The following is a 25368-nucleotide window of genomic DNA, read 5'->3' as shown; positions in this document are numbered from 1 at the left end:
TTAATGATCGGATACAGGTATTTCTCATCTGAACATTCGAAATAATCCAATTCTTCATCATTAGAAATTGCTTTTATTATCTATATATACACCGTATCTATAAATTTTGCAAGTTATACATTGTATTATTTTTATTATATAGAGCATATCTGTTTTTTCATATATCGTGTATAATGATTGGAAAATACTATGGGTTATTTATGGGAGGAAACGATGGAAAAAACAAAAGGTATGGATAAATACCTTGAAGCAATCTATGTATTGCATTCCGAAGGCCAAACGGTGGTGGGATCCAAACTGGCGGAGTATTTGGGCGTTACGAGACCAACCGTAACCCAAACGGTACAACGGTTAGTCAGTGTGGGTTTTGTCAAACATTCGGATTCACGTGAAATTTCGCTTACAAAGCTTGGAGCCGAACGTGCGGAAACCATCATCCGTCGTCATCGCTTGATTGAACGCTGGTTGACAGATGTATTAGAGTTGGATTGGGCGGAGGCGCACGAAGAAGCAAGCCGATTGGAACATGCGATTTCGGATCGGGTGGAATCGAGGCTGGCAAAAATTTTGGGATTTCCGACTACGTGTCCACATGGAAATGTCATTCCGGGATCCGGGGTACCCATTGCAAAGGCAATACCCTTATCCGAGATGTCAATCCCCTCTACCGTTACAGTCAATCGAATTTTTGAGCATGCAGAAGAAGATGCAGAAACTCTTCGTTTTTTTGAAACAAATGGGTTCGTTCCAAACGCCAAGATATTCCTGCTATCTTCAACTCCCGCAACCGGTGAGATTCTGGCTCAAATCCGTGACAGCAAAATCACAATTCCGTTTGAAATTGCCAAGCGAATTCTTGTTACTATGGTAGATCAAAAAATACGTTAAGCAGGTAATTTTTTGAAAATAAAGGTAAACAGCAAAGCGGTAGGATGTTGCAATAACATTGCCAAAAGTATCGGAAAAGCTGCTGTTGGCGAGAAAAATGCGGTTGCCAGAACAACCCCAACCGTATAATTTCGAATGCCGCCACTATAGGAAAAAGCAATTTTCAAATCTTTCTTCTTGCAAAACAGAGATACAAATCCTAGACTGACCAGATATCCCAATATCATTAATACAGCGACAACTATGATAACTTTTACTAAATCATGAGCGACTGCATGTAAATCCCCGGCAATCAATGCAGCATTAAAAAGGACAATCAAGTATAGACAAAATTTAGATGAACTAATGGCAAGCGGGCGCAACCATTCGGGTGGATTTGACTGGCGCAGCTTGTCTCCAGCCCACATCCCCAAAACGGACGGCAAAACTACCAATTTTAAAAGCGAAACGACCAAAGCTCCTCCATTTACAGAAACGGTTGAACCTAAAACAAAATGTAAGGACATTGGAACAACGAATGGACTGATCAACGTATCAAATGTTACAAAGGCGAGCGCGATCATCAGACTTGCCCCCGCATAACCCACCCAAAAAATTGCAGTCACACCAACGGGAAGAGCCATGAACAAAGTGATGCCCGCAATTAAATCTGGTTGGGCAGGAAAAAATAATTTTGCAATCTGAAAGGCACAAACCGGTACGATTACGTGCAATAACAGTAGAATGACGATTGCAGAAGTTTTCTGATGGATCAATTCTTTAAAATCACGAAGATTCGCATGCAAGGAAGATACGAATGTCAAGTACATAAAAAGATAGGGTGTTGCATTTACAAAGTCATCCAAATATACATGAATGATAATTCCTATTCCCATTAAGAGCGGCATTACAATATAAATCCAACGATCCATCAAAGAGTTTGCTTTACTAAGGATCATAGACGTATTTAATCCTTGTGATATACGAATCATAATTTCACCATCATTACGAATTGCAGATCGTTTAATGTTCTATGAGATCCATACAGCATACATATACACTCCCTAAATTCGAACCCATTGTTTTCAAAAAGCCCGGCGCTATGCCAGGCTGTATTGTGTTGCTCGATTTGTTCAAAGTGTCCCTATACTTCATACTTCTCCTATACATTGAAAACGACAATTCTTTCTTCCGTCATTTCTTCAATTGCATAGGCTGGGCCTTCTTTACCAGTACCGCTCCGTTTTACACCACCATACGGCATATGATCCACTCTGTAAGCTGACGCATCATTGATGATTACACCGCCTACTTCAATTTCACGGGCAGCCTTCATTGCCAAACCAAGATTATTTGTAAACACACCGGCTTGCAAACCATAATCGGAATCGTTGACTCTTGCAATCACATCATCAAAATCGCTATACGTATCAATAGAAACGACCGGTCCAAATACCTCTTGGCGACAAACTTTCATATCGGCATTGACATTTGTCAGGATTGTCGGCTGATAAAGTGCTCCTTCGCGGTGACCTCCCAAGACAATCTTCGCACCTTGGTCAACCGCTTCCTGAACCCAACTTTCCACCCGTTTCGCTTCTTCCATCCGTATCATCGGCCCAATGTCTGTCGACTCGTCAAGTGGGTTCCCTACTTTAAGCACCTCTGTTTTTTCTTTTAACTTGTTAATGAATGTTTCCTGAACATCTTTATGAACATATACGCGCTGTACGGAAATACAAACTTGTCCGGCATTATTAAAGCTTTTTTGGGAAATAATTGACGCTGCTTTGTCTAAATCGCAGTCATTATGGACAATCGTTGCGGAGTTATTTCCGAGTTCTAACGCCACCTTGCGAATGCCAGCCTTTTGCCGGATCCATTCACCAACTCTTGGACTCCCGGTAAATGTGAACATTCGGACATCTTTGTTTTCTAATAACCAATCTCCAATTTCCGGTCCATTACCCGTTACGACGTTAAAACGCCCTTTTGGCAGCCCAGCCTCATCTAACAACTCAGCTAACATGAGTGCCGATACCGGCGCAACTTCTGCCGGTTTTAAAACTACGCTATTCCCTGCTGCAATTGCAGGACCAATCTTGTGGCATACAAGATTCAAAGGCACATTAAACGGAGTAATGGCAGCAATCACGCCAACCGGTACACGAATGGTAAAGGCCATTCGGTTTTCCGATCCCGGAGCGGATTCTACAGGAATTCCTTCGCCATGAATTCGTTTGGCTTCCTCTGCAGATATCTCTAATGTTAACGCCGCACGTTCAACTTCCCCACGTGCTTCACGAATCGGCTTCCCGACTTCAATTGCCAAAATCCGAGAAAACTCATCCCTCCATTCCAGCAAAAGCCTTGACGCTTTTGACAAAACTTCAAAGCGTTGATAGGGAGAAAATGACTTTTTTAATGCAGCCTTCGCCGCTTCAACCGCTTTCTCCACATGAACCTTTTCTGCAACAGCAATCGTTGCCGCCTTTTCTTGTGTGTATTTATTCAGCACATCCATCGAATGAGATGGATGTTCCCATTCTCCATGAATCCATAAGCCATACTGTTGAAAACCAATTTCCGCCATAGCCATAAAGATCACTCCTTATTCATTATATCATTACTATCTTTTTATCCTGAAAAAAGTCTTGTGCTTTCCCGGAACTACCAAACAAACGGATTTTTTCCCGTACTTTTGCTTGCATGACTTCCCTGCCACGTCCAAGATAAACGGCTAGATGATATTCAACGGGATTGTCGTTCAAAACTTCCAAGACTCCATGTGTAAAAGCTTGTCGCAATTCCGTATCCACATTTACTTTTGCAATTCCAAGTGAAATTGCCTTTACGACTTGTTCATCCGGTACATCCGAACCACCGTGAAGAACAAGCGGCCGTTTTACTGCCTCGGAAATTTCTTTTAACCGGCCAAACGCAAGTTTTGGCGGCTTTTTGTATATACCATGGGCGGTACCGATAGATACCGCTAAAGAATCAACATCAGTTGCTTCTATGAAAGCAACCGCTTCCTCCGTAGTCGTAATCATTGCATCTTCCTCATCCACCGTTATGTCATCTTCCGTCCCGCCAATTTTTCCAATTTCACCTTCCGTACCGATTCCAAGCGCACGGGCAGCTTCAACCACTTTTCTTGTAATCGCAGTGTTTTCGTTAAAAGAAAGCGCCGATCCATCAAACATCACGGATTGAAATCCAAGCTGAATGGCCTCCATTGTCTGCTCATACTTGCGACTGTGATCAAGATGAATACAAATCGGCACCGTAATATCCTTCATAAAAACGTCAATCATTTTTTTCATTGGTTCCAGTCCAAGATATTGAATGACCCTTTGTCCGACCTGTATCATCGCCGGCGCTTGTTCCGCTTCCGCCGCCCATAAAATGGACTGAATGGTTTCCGCATTGTGCGCGCTGAAAGCTCCCACAGCATATCCGTTCTTCCAAGCTTGTTGCAATAATTCTTTACCGGAAATATAAGGCATAATCCTCTGTCTCCTTATCGTTTTAATTCAATGTCATAGTGGTAATGGTCACTTCGATATTTTGTTTTTGTGAATTCAATGGGCCGATCATCAAGCCCGAAACTTAACCGGGACATTTCAAGCAAAGCCTCACCAGGCCGTATTCCCAGAACGTCCGCTTCATAAATCGTCGCATTGATGGCAGAAATTTTTTCTTTTGCTCGTTTTAGGAAAATATTATTTTCCTCTAATATTTGATAAAACTTCGCTGTTTGCAAATCATATTTCATCAATATTTGACCAATTTTCTCCGGCCAACATGTACGTTCTAATGCAATTGGCGTGGAATCGGCAAAACGGATTCTCTCGATGACCAGAATTTTTTCATCCTCAGTTACTTGCAGCATTGACTTTTCATCAAAAAGTGAACCGCTGAATTCCGCACGCAACAACTGCGAATGAGGGATTTGCCCACGTTCCATCACCTCTTCGGCAAATCCTTTCAAACGACCAAGACTTCCGACTAGTTGTTGGGTTTTGACAATCGTGCCTTTTCCCTGTTTTTTTTCCAGCAATCCTTCTTGAACGAGGATCGAAATGGCTTGACGAATGGTCGTACGGCTTACATTAAATTCCTGCATCAATTCTTGCTCAGTCGGAATTAAGGTGTTAGGCGGCCAAACACGATTTTGAATACGGTCAATCAAAATTTCTTTTACTTGCAGATATAATGCTACATTATTACTTGGATCCACTGTATAAATTTTCATCAATCATTCTCCTTCTAAGTGCAGGAGGGTATGAAGGAATATTATCTCCAATCAAATGTTTCAACCACCGAAAATATCTCTTTTGATTTGATATAAATTCCTCCGGAAGCAATCTTTCTCCTTTACTCGCTACAATCTCCAATGGACAATCTTCTAATATAGAAGTATATCGGATGGAATCCAAGTATTGAATAGCAACCATCACTTCCGTTTTGCCTGCTTTCAAAATTTCAGCCGCTTTTTTGCCTGTTTCATATGCTTCCAATTGATCTTGAGACGAAATCGCCATGATAGAACTTCGCTGATTCATGCCTAAAATTTCAGCTCGGGCATTTAGGCCAAGATGTTCTCGTACGATATCCTCCAGCTGTTTGGAAATCCCGCCAAGAACAGATCTGCCTTGGACGACTGCTTTCTTCACTTGCGAGGCCCCTTTAAGTGTCACACCTTCACTTACGACAATTGTTACGATTCCATATTCACGAACCATCTCTTTTATTTGTTGGAGCAACTGACCCTGTTCGATTGGCACTTCGGGAATGCAAACCAAATGAGGACCATCTGTCTCTGATTGTTTTAAAAATCCACTCGCAGCAGCCAACCACCCTGCATTGCGCCCCATTGTTTCAATAATCCTTACTTGCTCAAAGTTCCGCATAGCTTCCAAATCTTTACTGATATCTCTTGTAGAAAGGGCAACATATCTCGCTGCACTGCCGAAACCAGGAGCGTGGTCAGTTCCTGCCAAATCATTATCGACAGTCTTCGGTATACCGATCACTTGCAGTTCATAGCCTATCGCTTTCGCCTCGTGACTAATTTTTTGGAGAGCCGCCATCGTTCCATTGCCACCTATAAAAACAAGTGTATGGATGTCACGTTTTTTTAAATTTCGAACAGCTTGTGAAATTTTCTCTTCTGTAAAAAGAAATCGGCCGGAACCCAGACATGCTCCCGGTACAAATCGATGACTCAGAACCCAGTGCAACATTCCACCTTCGAGCAACTCCAAATCGTTTTCTGCCAAACCTTGATATCCATTCATGATTCCATATACAGTATGATGTTCGTCCAAACCTTCCAAAAACCCGACAAGGCTTGCGTTTATGACAGCTGTGGGGCCACCGGCTTGCCCGATCGCAATCGTACTCATTCATTAGCCCCCCATTACACAAATACGATGGTTTCAATACCCAATTGACGCCCCAATTCGATTAACGCTTTCGTAACATCCGCGTAAACAAGCGCATAATGCGGTTCGAATCCTTCGTTCATGAGTTTATATACCGTTTCAGTTACTTCTGTCGTCAGGGCAACTTCCACCGATGTGCCGCTAAATGGCTGGGGAGAATCAACCGCTTTCCCTTTCATGACCAACAATCTGTACCCGTCGGGAGTAAACCCGAGTCTGAAAATTGTAACCTCGCCAGGCTTCAGTCCAAATTCCATCGTCATGCCTATTTTACGGTTCGGATGCACCCCTGCCTGTGCTCCTGTGGCAGGATGTGCCAACGAATACGCACCTGCGCCACAATGCCAAAAAACAACTGAATTGTTTGCTTCATCGATATGGACAAGATCGCCCAAATACGGGGCGCTTCCGCTGCTTAGTTCCCGCAATAGAAACATCGAGATCGAACCGTGTATATCCGATTCGCATGAAGATACGACACCGTATTCGGTCAGATGTGACAGTGTCGAACATGCTGCCGCTCCCAGTTCATTGAAGAAATCCGGCCAACAACGGACTGCCAATGCTTGAATGTTATGATCTTGAATATAACTTTGCACGTAGGAAGCAAACTGTGCAAACTTTTGAACCGTTTCATCCGTCCGATTCAATCCGACCACTTTTGTTTCCGCCAGTTCCAACGTATTCATCCATTGATCTTGCGGTAATTTGACACATTCGGCAAATGCCTGATATAAATCCATTTTATGAATGTTTACACCAAATATCTGTTGGAGCTTTTCCTCGTTCGCACTAGAAAAAAAGAACCCGGGTGGATGATCACCAATCACACCGACCGTTAATTGTTTCAGTTTGCGAATAACACGATTGACTTGGAATTGCCGGAGCAGACGTGTTTGCAATTGTTTTTCCTCCGGGTTGCCAAATACAAAAGAGAAAGGATGGCGATGATTTCGAAGAACATTGCACGTACTGTTTCCGCCTGTCAATGAATTCAAGCGTAATCGCCCGCCGACGCTAGGTTCACGAACCGACCAAACCACGACCGGGATTTGAAAATGTTTGAGTACCTTCTCAATAAATTCACCATCCGCAAATGTTACACTCTGATATAACACCGTATCAAATGGATAGTCTTTCATCGATAAAAGGAAATCTTCCAATTCCGCAACAGATGTAATAATCTTTTCAGGTTGTTGTACGACTGTACATTGATCTTGTAACCAAACCGCACTTTGCTGTCGATATTGTTCACCGGCAGCAAGATCAAACGTTGTACGTCCGATGGGCACATATAGTAATGATGTTTCTAACATATAGCAACACACCCTCTACATTCGATGAAAAGCGCCGTTATTTTATAATTCTATTCTATCAAAGATAGCTATCTTTTTAAATACATTATTACCTTTTAGGCTGGAATTTTACATTTACAACTTCACTGTGCTTCTATAAATTTGAAATTTCCCGAAATAACTCAACAAAATCCGAATCCTCTCGATAAAATACGGCTGGATACCCTAGTGGAACATCGACCTCAGAATATCCGCCCTTATATTTTTGTCCAGTCCACAAATGGATCCATTGATCCTCCGGCAAATATACGTTCCATGTCTGCTGGCTTTCTTGATGTACTGGTGCTACAAGCAAATCACGGCCGTATAAATACTGATACTGTAGTTTATATGCCTCTTCGTCGTTTTCGTAATGCATAAACAAAGGTCTCTGAACAGGAATCCCTTTCTCTGCATTTATTTTTACCAGGTGTTTTGTGTAAGGAGCTAAAGCAACGTAAATATTCGTCATTCGCGCCAAATGTTCCAATGTTTCATCATCACTATCGAACTGGAAGCAGTCGTACGGACGATTGCCTTCATGTGTTCGCATCACCGGTGTAAACGTACTCATTTCTGCCCATCTCATAAACAATTCTTTTGTACGTTTATTGCCATGCAGACTTGTATATCCGCCTATATCACTATGATGCAATCCGCAACCAATGATTCCACTGGATAAGGCTGCCGGAATCACAGATGCCAATCCATCATCCAAGCTCCAATCCACACTTTGGTCTCCGGCCCATAAAAGGGTGCAATATTTTTGCGTTCCGGTAAATCCCGCACGCATAAAATAAACGACTTCTCCCAGTTTTCCGGCTTCCCGGACGGCTTCGTAATTCATTTTCGCCCACAGCACCGGCCAAGCATTATGCATGATTTTTGCGGATGCACCACTTTTTAAAACGACATCTGTCGGCAGATATTCTCCAAAATCGGCCATCCATCCATCCAACCCGAAATCAATGAGATTATTTTTAATAACGGATTTATACCATTTACACGCTTCCGGATTCGTAAAGTCAACAACCCCGCAATAAAATTCGCCGAAATCAACAAGATAATCTTCACCTTGTTTATTTAAAGCCAGGTATCCTTTCTCGCTGGCTGTTTTATATAGATCACCTTCAATAGCCACATATGGATTGATGTACCCAAGAAAGCGAATCCCCTTTTCCTTCCACTCTTTCATTTTCTGGTCAAGATTCGGATATTCTTCAGGGTTCCATTTCCAATTCCACATCAATCGTTTTCCAAACGACGTAATACGCTTTCCTTGCCAATCCTGGCACCATACTCCCCCGACTTTCACGCCTTTATCAAGTGCCCGCTGCAGTTTTTCTTCTACAACATCAGTACCTCCCTGTATGCCTAACCAGATACCGTTATACGTCCACTCCGGCAATTCCGGCTGTCTTCCAAAACGTTCGGTGATTTTCTCGACCAATTCCAAAAAGGAATCAGCGGCTTCAAACACGATCGATTGAGGAACATCCCAGACCTGAAGTTCATGGAATTCATCATTTCGAAAATCAAAATCGGCATATGCTGTTGTATCCACGTGGCAATAATACTTTTTACTTGAAACGTAAGTGGGAAGCGGAAAATTCGTAGTATAATAATCACCGCCGGCGTGATCGTTTACATCCGCTTGCCAGGTCACATACGTCTTTTTGTTACGCCCGACTCCCGGCTCAGATGTCCATAGCGGAAAATGTTTTCCCCGCAAGTTAAAATAGGACAATTGTTCACCACAGCCATATACTTTTTCGTTTTGATCTGCAGTTACTCTGAACCAAAAACGGTTGATCGTTTCGTCTGATTGTATCAATTCTAACTTTAACCTTTTGTTTTCTTCCTTTATCGAAAAAACAATAGAGGGTTCACTTTCCGCGTACTTGGATAAACGGACCACATACGAATCTCCATTTTCATCGATTTTTGCATAGCGGAGCGCAACTCTTTCGATCAGATAGTCTTGAATGTCAAAGTTGCCGCGATGCATGTTGATCGTTTCTGCACCAATCCCGACAAACACCATCGGCTGATCCATCGTGTGCCGCAGTATCGGCATGCCGTTTAAAGCGATTTCGAAGCCATCTGCCAGGCTTTTTAAGGCAAAAGTGTTCGTTGTTTTTGCAAATATAGACATGTTAATCCCTCGTTTCTAAATGCAATCGATTCGACTTTTCTAGAAGTTTATGAAAAATGTATCTCGATATTTTCTCCGGTAATACCCGGATAGGCTCCCTTTTCCACTAATGGTTTACGTTCCGGATGAGCCAACAACCATTTATTTCTCATAAACAACAACTCATCTTCTTCGGTTAGCTTTTGAATCGGTTTATCCAATGGAGTATTTGTGCCTCTAGGCAGGATAACTATACATTTGAAACCGCTATCCAGTACTTTACAAGGTGCAAAATGTAATGTTGTTTGATACAACTCAATGGCAGAACCCATTGGCACAAAAAAACCCTCGATTTTTTTCACATCGTATCTATTTTTTTTAATTTCCTGAACGTTCCCTAAAAGCAAAACCATATCAGTTGCAGCAACGTTAATTTCGCTGCCTTTATGATATTCAAGACCATTCAGATGCGAATTTCTGCCGTTGCAATATCCTACCTGAATTTCCATATCGCCATAGTGATTCTTTTGAACCATTTGTGCAACAACGATTTTTTCCATATGTTCCACAGATGGAACATATATGTTTTCCGCTGCAGGAATTTCGGTTTCCTCCATATAATGGATCATTTCAGTGAAATCATAATTTGTAATCTTTTTTCCATAAGGAGTAAAAGCTTGGTCAGAAATATGAAATATATTTACATGTTTATTCAAACCTTTAATCATTTCAAATATTGACATTTTGGATACCACCTATAGAAAGATCGGAGTAATAGTACTATCGATTCACGCAGCCCGCGGTTTCCTTACCCTTTTACCGCTCCTGCAGTCATCCCGGCAATAAAATATTTCTGTAAAAATACATACAACACGACAAGAGGAATACTTGCCAAGAGTACACCTGCAAAGATAACCGGATAGTTCGTTTGATATTGCCCGGTAAAGCTTAACAATGCCAATGGCAATGTTTGATTTGCGTTTGATTTAATCAGCAATAACGGGAATAGCAGGTCATTCCAAAGAATCACTCCACCAAAGATCGCCGTACTTGCTATCGACGGTGTGGAAAGTGGAACTGCAATTTTCCAAAATATATGCCATTCATTCGCCCCATCGACAGTTGCTGCTTCAATGAGTTCTTTTGAAAGCGAGCGCATAAAGCCACCGATAATAAATACGGCAATTGGAAGGAGAAAAGCTGTTTCAACCAAAATCAAACCATAAAGTGTGTCCACCATATTAAAGTGTGACAGCTCAAGGTAAACAGGAATCATATTGACCTGCGTCGGAATCATCATGCCAATGGAGAAAATTCCATATAGAATAAACGCCGGAATCTTTGGAAGCCTGAGAATTGCGTAGGAAATCATGCTGCCGAATATGAGCACCATCACCAATGAAATTGCAGTCACTTCAAAGCTGTTCAAAAAATATTGAGAAATGGGTTCTTGCGATAGCAAAGTGCTGTATGGCCCTATCGTAAGATTTTTTGATGGCAATAATGGATTGTGATAGAGATCGCTAAGCGACTTAAAGCTGCTCTCTACAACAACCAAGACAGGCACCAAAATCAGCAAAGCGTATAGCCAAACCAGCGGTCCCCGAATGAACTTCATGCTGTTCCCCCTCCCGAAACATACTCAAGATCTTTTGGATTAGCCGTTGGATTCGCTGAAGTTGATCTTGCTTTTTTTTTTGAACTTTTTTTCTCCCTGCTTCCCGACTGGAGGCGCAAAATACCAAACTGCAGCATCGTAATAATTGCAATCACGATCATAAAGACCATCGAAACTGCCGATGCATACCCTACGTGATTATATTGAAAAGCCTGATGATAGATATAGGTTGCCAATATCTCAGTCGAGTTATTGGGTCCTCCATCTGTCATTGCGTAGACCAGATCGAATGCACGGAATGACTGTATCGTTGTGTATGCGACAACCATGGTTGTTGCGGGCGTAAGCAACGGCCATGTCACTTTTCTAAACGTTTGCCAGCGCGTCGCACCTTCGATTTTCGCAACCTCATACAATTCAACGGGGATTTGCTGCAATCCAGCCAGATAAATAATTAACAATTGTCCGGTATGTGCCCAAATCTCTACAATTCCGAGACAATAAATGGCGATATGCGGGTCGCCCAGCCAGGAATGTTGTAACGACGACAGTCCAAAATCTTTCAACAAAGTATTTAGAATGCCTATATTCGGGTCGTAAATAAATGTCCATATAAAGGCAACCGAAACGGAAGCCAGAATTGTTGGAAAAAAGTAGAGTGTCCGCAAGAAAATATTTGTTTTTGTGTTTCGCAATAGAAAGATTGCGAATAGTAACGAAAAGAACGATTGTAAAATCACGACCATAACCACAAACTTCAACGTATTACCAACCGCACCATGAAACATCGTGTCATCTGTAAAAAGATGCGTATAGTTTGAAAACCCTGCAAACGGCACCTTGCTTGATAAACCATCCCAATTCGTAAAACTAAGGGACAATCCGTAAAGAGTAGGGACTACAAAGAAGATTAAAAATAATAGTCCTCCAGGAACAAGAAACAAATAGATTGATTTTTTTGTACGCACACATATACCTCCGTTCATGCATACAATGCGAATATCGTAATGAAGAGACCGACTTTTTTAAAAAAGTCTTCTGCCATTCAAGAAAGAATTCTACGCAAACTTTCGTCAAAATTTTTATTTGAGGCTAAGTGCCTGATTAATCGCGTCTTGGCCTTTTTTCGCAGCTACTTTCGGATCCTTACCGGAAATTACATCTTCCACTACATTTGTAACATCATCTACAACTTGCTGATTGGTGAGAGTATACATAGGTTGGAATCGCAACGGCTTTTTCAGCAGCGGCTCCATCTCCTGTAATGCGGGAACCGTATATTTCACATCTTTTACAGTCACCATTTGCGACGTTTCATTCGCATATTGCGCCGCAATATCCGGTTGTGATAAAAATTGCAAAAATTCTTCCGCTTCCTTCTTATGCGGTGATTTTGCGTTTACACCCAACATGAATGTTGTAGTATCAACACCTTGATATTTCGCGTCCGTTGCAGAAGCGGTCGTAATCGGCGCCAACAATCCCATTTTGAACCCATTGTTGTTGTCTTTATTGACCGGGGTGATTTGATAGGATCCAAGTGCAAGCATCCCCGCTTTACCTTCGGCAAAAATTGCCGTTGCAGCATCTTGAGATGTACCCAAAGCTCCCGTTTGAAAATACCCTTTTTGCGCCAATTCCCCCATTTGTTCAAAACTCTTTAAAAAATCGGGATCTGTAAGTTTGGATTTCCCCGTTAACAGTCCTGTAAAGACATTTGGATCTGTGACATTGTTCATGACGATATCATTATAAAACTGGCCTGCACTTACTTTTCCGGCAAACACAATCGGAGTATATCCATGATCTTTCAATGTTTGACAAGCCTTCAGGAATCCGTTCCAATCTGTTGGCGGTTCAATATTTAACTTTTTGAATAGATCCTTATTGTAAACAGGCATATTGAATACAACCTGGTACGGGATCGCAAACTGTTTGCCATCTTTTTGTCCTGATTTAATAAGATCGGAATTAAAATTGGAAAGGAACGGTTGACTGCTCAAATCTTCATACAAACCGGCTTTATTGATCGCCGAAAACTCAGATCCGGGAAATGAAGTAAATATATCAGCTCCGTGATTTCCAGTTAAATTCGCCTGAGCTTGCGCGATATATTGATTGGACGGAAGTACTTGCATTTGAACATTGATGTTTGGATATTTTTTATGAAATTCACTGATAATTTTTTTGAAGGTTGGAACATCTTCCCCCCGCCAATGTAAAAATGTTAACGTTACTTCTTTCCCATTTCCCCCATTGGCATTTGAGGAAGCTCCACTACCTCCGCATCCCGTTACTAATAAACTACCAACCGCAGAAAAAACAGCAAGCGTTTTCATTAATTTTTTCATAAAGTTTATCCCCCTTCAAAATTCATAGTTTAATACCAATTTCATCATTATGTTTTATTAAACATCACTACCTTTTGTTATTTAATAATATGTTATCGCTTACAAATATGCAAGCACTTTTTTATTTGCTTGCTTTCGTAATAAAACGGGTAACACGCGAGCGCGACAGCATTTTTTCTATTGTCGCATAGATTGAAATGATTGGCATAATCTATTAGACGACAGGTATACCACATCCTCCATGGCGGTAAACTACATGCGCGTGTATCTCTCCATAACTGGGAACATTTGAAATGGAATGAAATTTCTTCAGAAAGTGAGGGAAGACAGAATGGATGACACCACCATCGCAGGTCTTATTTCTTGGCGAGATTTCTACGGTCCGAACTTGGGTTATGCGATCGAACTGTATGAACGATATTTGTCAGACCCGAATTCAGTTGACGCTGCAACAAAAAAATTTTTTGAACAATGGGAAGCACCTCCAGTGCAACAAGAGTACCAACAATTGGATATGGGAACAGCAGACAAGCAAAGAATTGCGATTTCGGAAAACGAAGTCACACGAATTGTTGCGGCCCAGCGGTTGGCGCGCAACATTCGCGAGTACGGGCATTTGGAAGCCCGGATCAATCCGCTTGTGGAACAACCCGCAGCAGTGGCATTGCTGAAACTTTCGACATACCAGCTGACAGAGAATAATTTGGACGCGATACCGGCGCAAAGTATCTGGCCAGATGCGCCGAAAGAAATTCGGACTGCGCGGGAAGCGATCATTCGCTTGCGGCAAGTTTATACGGGTACACTGGCTTACGAATTTGGACATGTACATAATATGGAGGAACGCGCCAGGTTAATGAGAATGGTTGAATCAGGAGCAATATTTCATTCCCGTTCTCCGGAAGAACAGCGCAAGACACTCAAGCGGCTGATCCAGGTAGAAGAATTTGAGACCTTTCTTCACCGTACATTTGTCGGCCAAAAGCGGTTTTCTATTGAGGGTGTCGATATACTCGTACCCATGTTGGATAAATTGGTGCAGGCAGCGGTCGAAGCCGGTGCCAAACATGTCATGATTGGAATGGCCCATCGCGGGCGTCTAAATGTCCTTGCACATGTACTTGGAAAACCGTATGCGGCCATTTTCTCTGAGTTTCATACAGCACCGAATAAAGAATTGGTGCCATCTGAAGGTTCCATGGGCATCAACTACGGATGGACAGGTGATGTCAAATATCATTTGGGTGCAAGCAAAACCATGCATGAAGGCAAAACCGTACAAGCACGCGTGAAATTGGCAAACAATCCGAGCCACTTGGAATTCGTCAATCCGGTTGTCGAGGGCTTTGCACGTGCCGCACAAGATGATCGCAGTGCAAAAGGGTATCCCAGACAAAATCAAGACAAGGCAATCGCAGTATTGATTCACGGCGATGCGGCATTTCCGGGCGAGGGAATTGTCGCGGAGACACTCAATCTTTCAAGTCTGGAAGGATTTCATACTGGAGGTACGCTGCATATCATCGCAAATAACCAGATCGGTTTTACGGCAGAAAAGCATGAAAGCAGGTCGACACGCTATGCAAGCGATTTGGCCAAAGGGTTTGAAATTCCAATCGTACACGTATCTGCCGATGATCCGGAAGCATGTCTGGCAGCAATTGAACTGGCACATGCATATCGGAATACATTTCATAAAGACTTTTTGATCGATCTCGTAGGTTACCGCAAATGGGGTCACAATGAAATGGACGATCCCAATATGACACAGCCGCAACTGTATGCAAAAATCACGTCACATCCGAGCGTGCGAACGATTTATGCACAAACATTGGAGAAATCGGGAGTCCTTACGGCAGAAGAATTGACGCAAATCGAACAAGAAATACGTGAACGGCTGCGTACTGCCTACAATCAGATGACGGCAGAAGGAAAAGCTCACGATTTGCAGTCAAAGGACAGTCAATCTCCTCAAACTTTGCCGTCTACCGCTGTGCCGATCGCATCGCTGCAGCAAATCAACGAGTCATTATTGGAATATCCGGCCGATTTTACTGTTTATCCAAAGTTGGACCGGGTTTTGCAGAAGCGTCGTGCAGCATTTGCCGAGGGCGGAAAGATTGACTGGGCGTTGGCTGAAACGCTTGCGTTTGCAACGATTTTGGCAGATGGCACAGCGATACGCTTGGCGGGCCAAGATACGGAGAGAGGCACATTTGGCCATCGGCATGTGGTATTGCATGATGCGAAAACAGGCGATCGATTTGTTCCACTACAACGACTCGCACAAGCGCAGGCAACGTTTGCCGTTCATAACAGTCCGTTAACGGAAGCTGCCGTCATCGGTTTTGAATATGGCTATAGCATTGAAGCGCCGGATACACTGGTGCTCTGGGAGGCGCAATTCGGTGATTTTGCAAATGCGGGACAAGTGTTGTTTGATCAATTTCTGTCATCCGGCAATGCCAAGTGGCTGGAACAATCCGGCCTGGTTTTATTGCTTCCACACGGCTATGAGGGACAGGGGCCGGAACACTCGAGTGCGCGGCTGGAACGGTTTTTGCAGCTTTCGGCTGAAAACAACTGGCGTGTTGTCAATCTGACCCGGGCAGCACAATATTTTCATCTTTTACGGCTGCAAGCGGCAAGTTTGCAGCATGCTGTGCGGCCGCTTGTGATCATGACGCCAAAAAGTTTATTGCGCAACGTTCGAGCAGCTTCAAGTCCGTCCGAGTTTGCAGAAGGAAGCTTTCAAACAGTACTTGATGAGCCTTTGACAGCAACACATAAAGAGGCGGTGGAACGATTGGTCCTTTGCACCGGAAAGATTGCGATTGAACTCGCAGCAACGTTGGAAACAGCTCCTCCCGTCTCAGACCGTCTGGCAATCGTCCGGGTCGAACAACTGTATCCATTTCCCGGGCAAGAACTTCAGCAAGTACTAAAACGATATCCACATTTGCGCGAAGTAGTTTGGCTGCAAGAAGAACCGCAAAATATGGGTGCATGGGCATACATGCAGCCGAGAATCCGGGCGTTGCTCAAAGATGGAGCGATATTGCGCTATCTTGGTCGTCCGGAGCGTTCCAGCCCGGCTGAAGGGATTGCAGATGCACATGAAATGACACAGAAACGAATGATTCGGGAAACACTGGAATTCAGCCATTCCAATCATTCCAATCTAACTATAGCGGGGAGGGAATCCTGGTGATTGAAATTATTGTACCGGACCTCGGTGAATCGATTGTCGAGGCGACGATTATCGATTGGGTAAAAAAAGAGGGCGAGGCTGTCAGCGTCGGCGAAACTGTACTTGAATTGGAAACAGACAAAGTCAATGTAGAAGTGACAGCAAATGAAGCAGGAGTTTTACAGTCGATCCTAAAACACTCCGGGGATACTGTTCAAATCGGCGAGGTGCTCGGAATCATCGGCGAAGGGAAACCGGAAATTGCCATGCAATCAGCTCAAGCGGCACAACAAGAGAAAATACAGGCACCTGCAAAGGAGCTAACGTCGAAAACAGAACAAGAGCAGCCACATACGACACTTACGACACGAAGCCAGACAGGGAATATAGGTACAAACGCAACGCCTGATACGGCGCTGCAACAGATTCCAATTCGCGCTACCCCGGCAATCCGTCGTTTGGCCAGAGCACAAGGCATCAATCTAAGCCAAATCGGTGTGATGAATCATACTCAAGATCACATCGCAACACCATCTGCGCCTGCACCGGCAGCAAAACAGGCAACATCTGCCGCCGTTGCGAATGATCCGGTGCGTGCGGCACAGCGCCCCGATGAAGAGCGCATCAAAATGTCGCGGCGCCGTCAAACCATTGCCCGCCGCCTTGTCGAAGCACAGCATAATGCGGCAATGCTTACAACATTTAACGAAGTGGACATGACGGCAATCATGGATGTCCGGAAACGCCGCAAAGATCGTTTTAAAGAAAAACATGGAGTCGGGCTTGGTTTTATGTCCTTCTTTACTCGGGCTGTCGTTGGCGCATTGCGGGAATTCCCGCGATTAAACGCGGAAATCCAGGGCGATGATATGATTATTAAACATCACTATGATATAGGAATCGCTGTTTCGACGGATGCGGGGCTTGTCGTACCGGTTGTGCGCAATGCAGACCGCCTAAGCTTTGCGCAGATTGAATCGGAAATTGCCTTGTTGGCACAAAAAGCACGCAGCAATTCCCTAAGCATTGAAGATTTGCAAGGTGGAACATTCACGATTACGAACGGAGGCATATTCGGTTCGCTCTTTTCGACGCCGATTTTGAATGCGCCGCAAGTTGGGATTTTAGGCATGCACTCCATTAAAAAGCGGCCCATTGAAGTACATGATCAAGTGGAAATTCGCCCAATGATGTATATCGCATTATCGTATGACCACAGGATCATCGATGGCAGCGAGGCTGTACAATTCCTGGCAAGGGTTAAGGAACTTGCCGAAGATCCGGAATTTTTATTAATTGAAGGCTGATGGAAAGAACCAGGCGGCCAGCTCCTCATTCATTCATTGACTGTCTCCAAGTTTCTGCCGTTCAGGTAAAAATTCTATCATAAGCCGGGTTGTCTGCCCGGCCTTTTCATTCTGAAAAAGTCTCGTAAAGTCTAGTTTTTATTTTTTAAAAAAAGAAAAACCCTACGATATTCAGGAAAAACAGTGTTGCAAGTATCGCTATTATAAAAAACCCCAGACCGCCAAATAAAAATAAAATCCACGGAAATATAAAAAACATGATGCCTATGGGAATCGCTATCCATAGTAACGGGAAAATTGCGATGCGAATCATTTTAAATAGGAAAAAAGCAAAAAATATTCCACATAAGATGAAAAATATAAACATTTTGGCCACTCCCCTAAAAATCACCTATCCTACAATGTATTTGGAGAATAGTTGGCCATATGCCATCTTTAACGATTGCAACGATTCTTTTGGGATACTGAGAAAGTTGAATCATGAAAAAACCCGGGAATACTTTCACTCCCGGGTAGAGTATAAATTTAAGAGACTTTTCTCATGTCTTTTGCTGTTTTTTGGTTGTCGAACAATGTTTCGATGACGGAGTTTGTTCTGTTCTTTGCATGTTTTGCAAACATTGGATTCAAAACAAGGACAATTACGATATTCACGATCAACCCTAGGAATCCTTCATACATACCGAATGTTTTTCCAGTAGCATAAACGATGAATACTGTCACCATACCAGCAATAAATCCGCTGAAAGCCGCCTCGCGAGACAGATTTCTCCAGTATAAGCTGAACACAACAGCCGGGAAGACTTGAACGATTCCGGACACTCCCATTAGTTGCAAGGATACCAGAGCAGTAGGAAACATCAAACCGAACAACAGAGCCATTCCAATTACCACAAACACCATATAACGGGTAACTTTCGTCAAATGAGCCCCTTCTGCCTTCGGATTCATAAAATCACGATAAATATTATTCGCAAACAAGTTAGATGCCCCGATCGCCATAATCGAACAAGGAACCAAAGAAGCTAAGGCAATTGTAGAATAAGCCAAACCTTGAACAACTCCGCCATATGACATGTGGATCAGAGTCAAAAATGCCAAACGCGGATCCGTCCCTTTAGGAACAACCAGATAAGCGGTAATGCCCAAGAAAGTCACCAACATCAAAACAATATTATAGAATGGCAGAACGATTGCATTTTTGCGCAGAGACTCCGCACTTTTGGAACTGAACGTTCCAGTTACGGTATGCGGCCACATAAACAGGGCCAAAGCGGAAATCAAGGCTGCCGTAGAAAACCAGAGCATGCCTTTGGGTCCGGAAGTCGGCAATGCCATCATTTTCGGCGCTTTTTCCACTGCGACTTGAATCATATTGCCCCAACTGCCAAAATGCATCATCGGCAAGGAAACAACCATGAACAACATCACAACCCAAACCATAATATCTTTAAAGATTGCCGTATAAGTAGGCGCTTTAATTCCACTGAAGAAAGTATAAAAAGCCACCAATAAAAATGAGACAATCACAACAAAAGTAACATTAATATATCCTGTTCCCGCTACCTTTAAGGTGTATTGAATTCCGCTCAACTGCAAGTCAATATACGGAATCAACATCAATACCCCATTGATTGCAATGAACAGCGACATCAGCTTGCTATCAAATCGTCCTTTGATATAGTCAGCAAGTGTTGTAAACTTATGAACATTGGCTACCTTCCACAGCTTTGGCAAGAAGAAGTAAGCCAAAGGATAAGCCAACACTACGTAAGGTGTTGCAAAGAATGCAATGCTTCCACCTGTAAAAGCTGTACTGGTCAATCCGAGAAACGTATAAGCGGTATAAACGTCTGCGCCAATCAAGAACCAGACAAACAAACTCCCCAAACGACGTCCCCCGACCGACCATTCCTCTACCGAACTGCGTGATGCCTTATTTCGGCCGGCCAAGAAACCAATCAAGACTACCGTCAAAACAATAAACGTCGTTACTAATAGCGCCGTTACATTTCCCTGCATTACTGAATCCCTCCTTGCTGCTTCTGTATCCGATATATCCCCCATGTACAAAGCGGAGTTAGGATCATCCAGATCAAAAGCCAAAAATGAAACAGAGGGAAACCCATGATAACAGGATGCATATGATTTACCAATGGAAGTGCTATCAATTGGGCAACAAAAGGAATTATGACAAGCAACACGATCAAAAATCTACTCACGTTTACAACCCCCTAATCACAAATAATAATATGAAATCGCTTCAAAAGTATTATAATTATGATCTGATGGATTGAAAGCGTTTTATTCAAGAGAGGTAAAATATCCTGCCTATGATGTCATAATTCGAGCCTATGGCGCAGTTCTTTCACATAATTCCGGCTGACCGGCACAGTGGAATGACCCGGATCATCCATGTACACATTATAAGAACCGTTAAACCAGGCTCTCATTTCTTTCACATGTCCCAAATTGACCAAATAACTCTTATGAGTACGGATAAAAGAGTAAGGCGCCAGTTTTTCCTCTAACTTTTGCAGGGTATATTGGGCTTCATATTTTTCTATAGCGGTGTGAATCACGACTCCCCGGCCTTCTTTGACGATATAAACGATTTCATGTGGGGATAGGTACTTGATATCGTCTTCTATTTCAACCGCCAATTTTGAAGTGGAAGACACTGCGGAAAACTTTGCCTTAGGATTCATCTCCTTGCCGTACATGGCAAACACTTGCTGCAAATCCTCGAAATCGTATGGTTTCAAAATATAATGAAAAGCTCTCAATTTAAAAGCTTCAACGGCAAAATGGTCATAAGCTGTGATAAATACAATCTCCACATTTAAATCCATTTCCCTAATTAGCTCAGCAACCTGAAGACCGCTTAAATCAGGCAATTGAATATCCAGAAACACGAATTCAGGCTTTAACTCTTTTGCTTTTTTAATTGCATCCATTCCGATCGCTGTTTCACCAATTACCTTGACTTGGGGAATCTGTCCAAGCATGTAAAGAAGTTCTTCTCTAGCTGGTTCCTCATCATCAACAATCAAAACTCGCCACGCCATTCTATCACCCTTTTCTTACTTTGGCCTTACAAATGACACTCGGGTCCCCTTCGAGGGCGCGGACTCAATGACCCAATCCGCCTTTTTTCCAAAATAGAACTGCAATCGATGTTGAATATTATTTAAGGCGAGCCCAAGATTTTCAGGCTTGTCCTTCGTTTCAAGCGATCGTTCCATTCCTGCCCCATTGTCCTCTACCGTGATCCGGATTCCATTGCGTTCCTCTTTGACAGAAAGATTTAATTTTCCGTCCTGCACCGTATTTTTCAAACCGTGAACAATGGCGTTTTCTACGAGTGGCTGTATCGTTAACGGCGGCAGCGTATACTCCAAACAAGATGCGTCAATGTCCCATAAAATACACAATCGCTCGCCCATCCTCGTTTTCACCAGATCCAAGTAAACTTCAACATGTTCCAATTCCTCCCGGATCGTAATAAAATCTTGGTTGGCGTTCTGCATATTTTTCCTCAAATATTTTGCTAACTGTGTAATAGCCAGTCTGGCATCATCAGGTTTCGTCCGAATCAACGATTTGATAGTATTTAAAACATTAAATAAAAAATGAGGATTCATTTGAGCCTGGAGAGCTTTGATCTCTGAACTGGCGACAAGGTGTTCATGACGTTCCGCTTCTGCCAAGGCATACTGCTGAGTAAACAACTGGCTCAAGCCATGCAAAATCGTTGCCCGATCCTCCGTATAAAGATCCTGCTCCCGCTCAAAATACAAACGAAAAAAACCAAGCATCCGCGGTTCACGTCCGACAGGGAAGCTTGCTTCAAAGGACGTAATCCGCCCTTCCTTTGCGATGACTTCTGATTCCATAATGAATTGGGTGCCTACCGCTTCTGTTTCTTGGACAAGAATTTGCGTGATTTCTTGCACCGCTTCCCTTAGCGGCTTTCTCCAATGGGATTGAGTCTTTTCAGCAATTTGAAAAGCTTTTCGGGTATGTGTTGCCCCGATCTTCTCTTCTTCTTTTTGAACTTGAATCAAGACAAGAAAAAAGGATGCGACACCGAGACTGTTGGCAATTGTTTGGGGAATTCCAATAAGCCAGATGAGAGAAGCGGCCGCTTCAAAAGGTCGTGCCAAGAGCAGGATTAAGATCATCTGGAGACTTTCCGCTGCAAATCCTGCCACAAAAGCCAACTGTACAGACGAAATATGCTTGTATCGTTTTTTCAGGGAGTTTTTCATCATCCCGGCCAACCATCCTTGAAGTATGGTGGCAATCATACAGGGCAAAGCAACAAATCCTCCCAAAAAATAACGATGTACGCCGGCAATCGCACCCACTGCCAAACCGGCCTTTACCCCGCCAAGCAAACCGGCTATAACCACCCCGATGGTTCGTGAATTGGCGATGGCTTCCGTTCCTGAGACTTGGCCAATAAATGGTTCGGCAATGTACCCACCTGCTGTGATCCGAACTCCTGAATATGTCCCAAGAATCGCAAAAAAACTGAACAGCAAAATGAACCTCCGTAAGTTTCTGGTTCCCTCCCGGTGGCTCATGAAATGGCGGAGTTTTTGCTGTCGGGAAAATAAAAAGGCTGTAGCAATGATAAAGCCGACGCGTTCCAATTGGTCAAGCAGTAGATAAATCATTTCTCATCAAACCTCTTATTGGTCTATCTCCATTATGTCAATCTCCATTATTGGGAAAAACAGAGTGTACTGTTATTATAACGTATTCTTTCCGGTCAAGCCTCACTTCCAAAAGGAAAAGCTGGATGAGGGAGTACCCTCGTAAGTGTCGACTTAAGAATATTAAGAATACCTTACTCAAAAACTTGATGAGGCTTTGTAAATCTTATGAATAGATAAATCACCAAAAACAACGCAAACATGGATAAACTTATCCGAATAAACGGTTGTAGAAGCCCGTGGAAAAAAGCCGTGTTTCTGAACAACCAAATCGTGCCTGTTATTAAAAAGATGATGGGAAGAATCGTGCTAGTCATAGGCGAAATACGGATTTTTGTACTGGGGAACATGCGACAGATAAGTGACAAAGACAGTTGAGAATAAAATGATACACGAATGAACGAGCCGTACAGCATGAGGAGAAGCCCATAAACGTCAAAACGGTCAATGAATCCCAAAGAAATAACTTTCACAGCGGACAGCTCAGGAAAGTTAAAATTTTTCGCCTGCCCAAGTCCAAAGGCGGTAATCGGACCCTCACTGTGTCCCACAAAAATGATCGTATTTATAAGGACGATCCAAAAATACGTTTTTATCCACCCCTTGCCTTTCACAAAGTCCCTTGGCATAAATCCAAGGAAAAATAGTTCCGTCCAAATTGGCACAAACAAAACTACGCCGAGTAAGATTGGGTAAATTCCATGCTCACCAATGGGCAAAAAATAAGAAACATGCCTTTTTCCACTGATTGCAATACTCATGGTGGTTCCTGAAAGAATGGTACTTAGCGTTAACACTCCTGCCAAGTCTGCAAGGGAGGTCATCCCTTTTCGAAGTGAGTAGGCGATGCATAGTCCAAATATCAACGCAATAACCCAAAACGGTGTCTCTTGAATAAACCCAATGCTGATAAATTCCGTCAACGAGACAGAGGCCAATACGCAAAGAAGCCATAAATAGAGAATCAAGATGGGAACAAGCACCCATATGATTATGTGGCCACCAGGCCTTGTTTTCAGCATATCCAAACACGTTTGTTCTGGATTCTTCTTTTCCAGATCCCAGAGAAGGAGCGCAATCAACAGTCCAATGGTCGAAGAAAGAAGTGTACTAATCCATAGATCCTTCCCGGCAACGCGTATCATCAGTGGCAGGATTCCAATGTTTAAAATCGGATAATTCATAAATGTCAGATAGAAAACTTGACTGCGAGTGAGTTTCATGGTACCAACCTCTCATTTGCTGCCTTGGATGATTCCTTCGTGCCGTACATGTACTTTCACGTCAACGTGAATTGGGATATGCGGAAATTTATCTTCCCAGTTCTTTACAAGCCGTTCCCAAATTCGAGGATCTTGGCGTTCAATCTCCTCTCCAGCACCAATCACATCCGCATGATAAGATTTCACTTTATTAATGCACCGAACAGCGTCTTGCTTGACCCGTTGTTCCACGAGCCGTTCAATTTTATGAAATGTTTGATCGTCGTGCTTAAACAAATACGGATCGTCCGCAATGTCAACCACATAGTTCAAATGGTAAGAAACTTCCGGTTTCCCGTTTTTGAACCTAGCTTCCTTTTTTGTGCTTTCATCAATGATTTCTACCGTCATGTGTTTGCCATGATCCTTGATGGCCGGTACTGTAATTTGTCCGCTTTTCACTTGTCCATTCAGACTTAAAAGCCCTTTCGATTCGTCCAGATTTAAAACCCCAACCAATCGGTCATGTAAAAATACACCCGTTCCGACGATCTCAGACTTGCTCATCTCTGGCATATAGGCCGCTTCTACGGGGCTGGATACCTGTGCCATAAAGTCCATGAGATGCACAATGGGGGCATCCGATGTATCTGTAAGCGTTTTGACCGTGTCTGCAACATCGTAAGCAGCGATGGGATTGAGAGGAGTCTTCGCCTTGATCACATCGGATGCCTTATCTTTCGACAAAATAATGAAGCTTAAAGGTCTCAGTTCTTGATTTCTATAAAACCAGTCTAATGTCTGTGGAATACTCTCCTGGGCCATTTCACGGCCAATCACAAAAATTTGACAATGAGACCAAAACAGTTTCCGCGTAGTTTTATGTGGGAAAGTACGGATTGTTTCGAATACGGTTTGTCCTGTCTCGTTTGTAATGAACGTAGCAGTTTTTGATTGTCCCCTGGTTTTTGGGATTAGTTTTAATGGTTGCAGAATCTGAATGGTCATCTTGTACTTTTCATTTTCCTTATCAAATCCGGCTCCGGCAACCAAAGCCGATCGATTCAATTCCCGCGATGACCAACACCCGGTTAAAAGAAACGGAACAAGGAGTAGAAAAGCAATTGTACACGTAGAACGAAAGAGTTGTTTCTTTCTTCTAACCACGCTACACCATCCCTTTCCACAAACTGA

At 43.0% G+C, this 25368-nt stretch carries 20 protein-coding genes; 3 read left to right on the top strand and 17 right to left on the bottom strand.

The features are described from left to right. The first annotated feature begins 213 nt into the window (after positions 1-213). The gene (locus LSG31_RS14355) at positions 214-888 is read left to right on the top strand and encodes a metal-dependent transcriptional regulator (RefSeq protein WP_347435777.1); all 675 of its coding nucleotides are present in this window, start codon (positions 214-216) and stop codon (positions 886-888) included. Here the strand turns inward: LSG31_RS14355 and LSG31_RS14350 are convergent. The 11 genes from LSG31_RS14350 to LSG31_RS14300 form a co-directional block, all read right to left on the bottom strand. Then, positions 885-1859, bottom strand: a complete 975-nt coding sequence (locus LSG31_RS14350; RefSeq protein ID WP_347435776.1) for a bile acid:sodium symporter family protein — start codon at positions 1857-1859, stop codon at positions 885-887. The genes LSG31_RS14355 and LSG31_RS14350 overlap by 4 nt on opposite strands. A gap of 170 nt (positions 1860-2029) precedes the next feature. Further along, positions 2030-3460, bottom strand: a complete 1431-nt coding sequence (locus LSG31_RS14345; protein WP_430734280.1) for an aldehyde dehydrogenase family protein — start codon at positions 3458-3460, stop codon at positions 2030-2032. A gap of 25 nt (positions 3461-3485) precedes the next feature. Next, positions 3486-4376 (bottom strand): class II fructose-bisphosphate aldolase, encoded by an 891-nt coding sequence (locus LSG31_RS14340; protein ID WP_347435774.1) that lies wholly within the window; start codon positions 4374-4376, stop codon positions 3486-3488. A 14-nt stretch (positions 4377-4390) separates the two neighbouring features. Next, a complete protein-coding gene (locus tag LSG31_RS14335) occupies positions 4391-5125 on the bottom strand; it encodes a GntR family transcriptional regulator (RefSeq protein ID WP_347435773.1) in 735 nt (244 codons plus the stop codon). Continuing rightward, the gene (locus LSG31_RS14330; RefSeq protein ID WP_347435772.1) at positions 5097-6278 is read right to left on the bottom strand and encodes a diphosphate--fructose-6-phosphate 1-phosphotransferase; all 1182 of its coding nucleotides are present in this window, start codon (positions 6276-6278) and stop codon (positions 5097-5099) included. The genes LSG31_RS14335 and LSG31_RS14330 overlap by 29 nt, the downstream gene beginning before the upstream one ends. Positions 6279-6292: 14 nt before the next feature. After that, a complete protein-coding gene (sftI, locus tag LSG31_RS14325; protein WP_347435771.1) occupies positions 6293-7633 on the bottom strand; it encodes a sulfoquinovose isomerase in 1341 nt (446 codons plus the stop codon). A gap of 133 nt (positions 7634-7766) precedes the next feature. After that, positions 7767-9806 (bottom strand): alpha-glucosidase, encoded by a 2040-nt coding sequence (locus tag LSG31_RS14320; protein ID WP_347435770.1) that lies wholly within the window; start codon positions 9804-9806, stop codon positions 7767-7769. A 47-nt stretch (positions 9807-9853) separates the two neighbouring features. Next, positions 9854-10528 (bottom strand): DUF4867 family protein, encoded by a 675-nt coding sequence (locus tag LSG31_RS14315; RefSeq protein WP_347435769.1) that lies wholly within the window; start codon positions 10526-10528, stop codon positions 9854-9856. Positions 10529-10593: 65 nt separating this feature from the next. Further along, complete coding sequence (locus tag LSG31_RS14310) at positions 10594-11403, bottom strand: carbohydrate ABC transporter permease (RefSeq protein WP_347435768.1); 810 nt, start codon at positions 11401-11403, stop codon at positions 10594-10596. Then, positions 11400-12371, bottom strand: coding sequence for a carbohydrate ABC transporter permease (locus LSG31_RS14305; RefSeq protein WP_347435767.1), 972 nt, complete (start codon positions 12369-12371; stop codon positions 11400-11402). The genes LSG31_RS14310 and LSG31_RS14305 overlap by 4 nt, the downstream gene beginning before the upstream one ends. A gap of 114 nt (positions 12372-12485) precedes the next feature. Continuing rightward, positions 12486-13754 (bottom strand): ABC transporter substrate-binding protein, encoded by a 1269-nt coding sequence (locus LSG31_RS14300; protein ID WP_347435766.1) that lies wholly within the window; start codon positions 13752-13754, stop codon positions 12486-12488. Between the two features lie 331 nt (positions 13755-14085). Between LSG31_RS14300 and LSG31_RS14295 the strand changes: the two genes are divergently transcribed. Both LSG31_RS14295 and odhB read left to right on the top strand, forming a co-directional pair. Beyond that, positions 14086-16965, top strand: a complete 2880-nt coding sequence (locus tag LSG31_RS14295) for a 2-oxoglutarate dehydrogenase E1 component (protein WP_347435765.1) — start codon at positions 14086-14088, stop codon at positions 16963-16965. Next, positions 16962-18251 carry a 2-oxoglutarate dehydrogenase complex dihydrolipoyllysine-residue succinyltransferase gene (odhB, locus tag LSG31_RS14290; RefSeq protein ID WP_347435764.1) on the top strand — a complete coding sequence of 430 codons (1290 nt, stop codon included), beginning with the start codon at positions 16962-16964 and terminating at the stop codon, positions 18249-18251. Before LSG31_RS14295 ends, odhB begins: the two co-directional genes overlap by 4 nt. A gap of 525 nt (positions 18252-18776) precedes the next feature. Here odhB and LSG31_RS14285 read toward each other — a convergent pair. The 6 genes from LSG31_RS14285 to LSG31_RS14260 all read right to left on the bottom strand — a co-directional run bounded on the left by LSG31_RS14285 (position 18777) and on the right by LSG31_RS14260 (position 25341). Beyond that, positions 18777-20273 (bottom strand): sodium:solute symporter family protein, encoded by a 1497-nt coding sequence (locus LSG31_RS14285; RefSeq protein WP_347435763.1) that lies wholly within the window; start codon positions 20271-20273, stop codon positions 18777-18779. Further along, positions 20273-20473, bottom strand: a complete 201-nt coding sequence (locus tag LSG31_RS14280; RefSeq protein ID WP_347435762.1) for a DUF3311 domain-containing protein — start codon at positions 20471-20473, stop codon at positions 20273-20275. The genes LSG31_RS14285 and LSG31_RS14280 overlap by 1 nt, the downstream gene beginning before the upstream one ends. Before the next feature lie 117 nt (positions 20474-20590). Continuing rightward, a complete protein-coding gene (locus tag LSG31_RS14275; RefSeq protein WP_347435761.1) occupies positions 20591-21304 on the bottom strand; it encodes a LytR/AlgR family response regulator transcription factor in 714 nt (237 codons plus the stop codon). 30 nt (positions 21305-21334) lie between these two features. Further along, positions 21335-22933 carry a LytS/YhcK type 5TM receptor domain-containing protein gene (locus LSG31_RS14270; RefSeq protein WP_347435760.1) on the bottom strand — a complete coding sequence of 533 codons (1599 nt, stop codon included), beginning with the start codon at positions 22931-22933 and terminating at the stop codon, positions 21335-21337. 173 nt (positions 22934-23106) lie between these two features. Continuing rightward, on the bottom strand, positions 23107-24195 hold the full coding sequence (locus tag LSG31_RS14265; protein WP_347435759.1) for a GerAB/ArcD/ProY family transporter: 1089 nt from the start codon (positions 24193-24195) through the stop codon (positions 23107-23109). Positions 24196-24207: 12 nt separating this feature from the next. Next, on the bottom strand, positions 24208-25341 hold the full coding sequence (locus tag LSG31_RS14260; protein ID WP_347435758.1) for a Ger(x)C family spore germination protein: 1134 nt from the start codon (positions 25339-25341) through the stop codon (positions 24208-24210). Positions 25342-25368: the final 27 nt, after the last annotated feature.

Source organism: Fodinisporobacter ferrooxydans, assembly GCF_022818495.1.
GTDB classification, from domain to species: Bacteria; Bacillota; Bacilli; order Tumebacillales; family MYW30-H2; genus Fodinisporobacter; species Fodinisporobacter ferrooxydans.
This window is presented reverse-complemented; position numbering and strand designations above follow the sequence as displayed.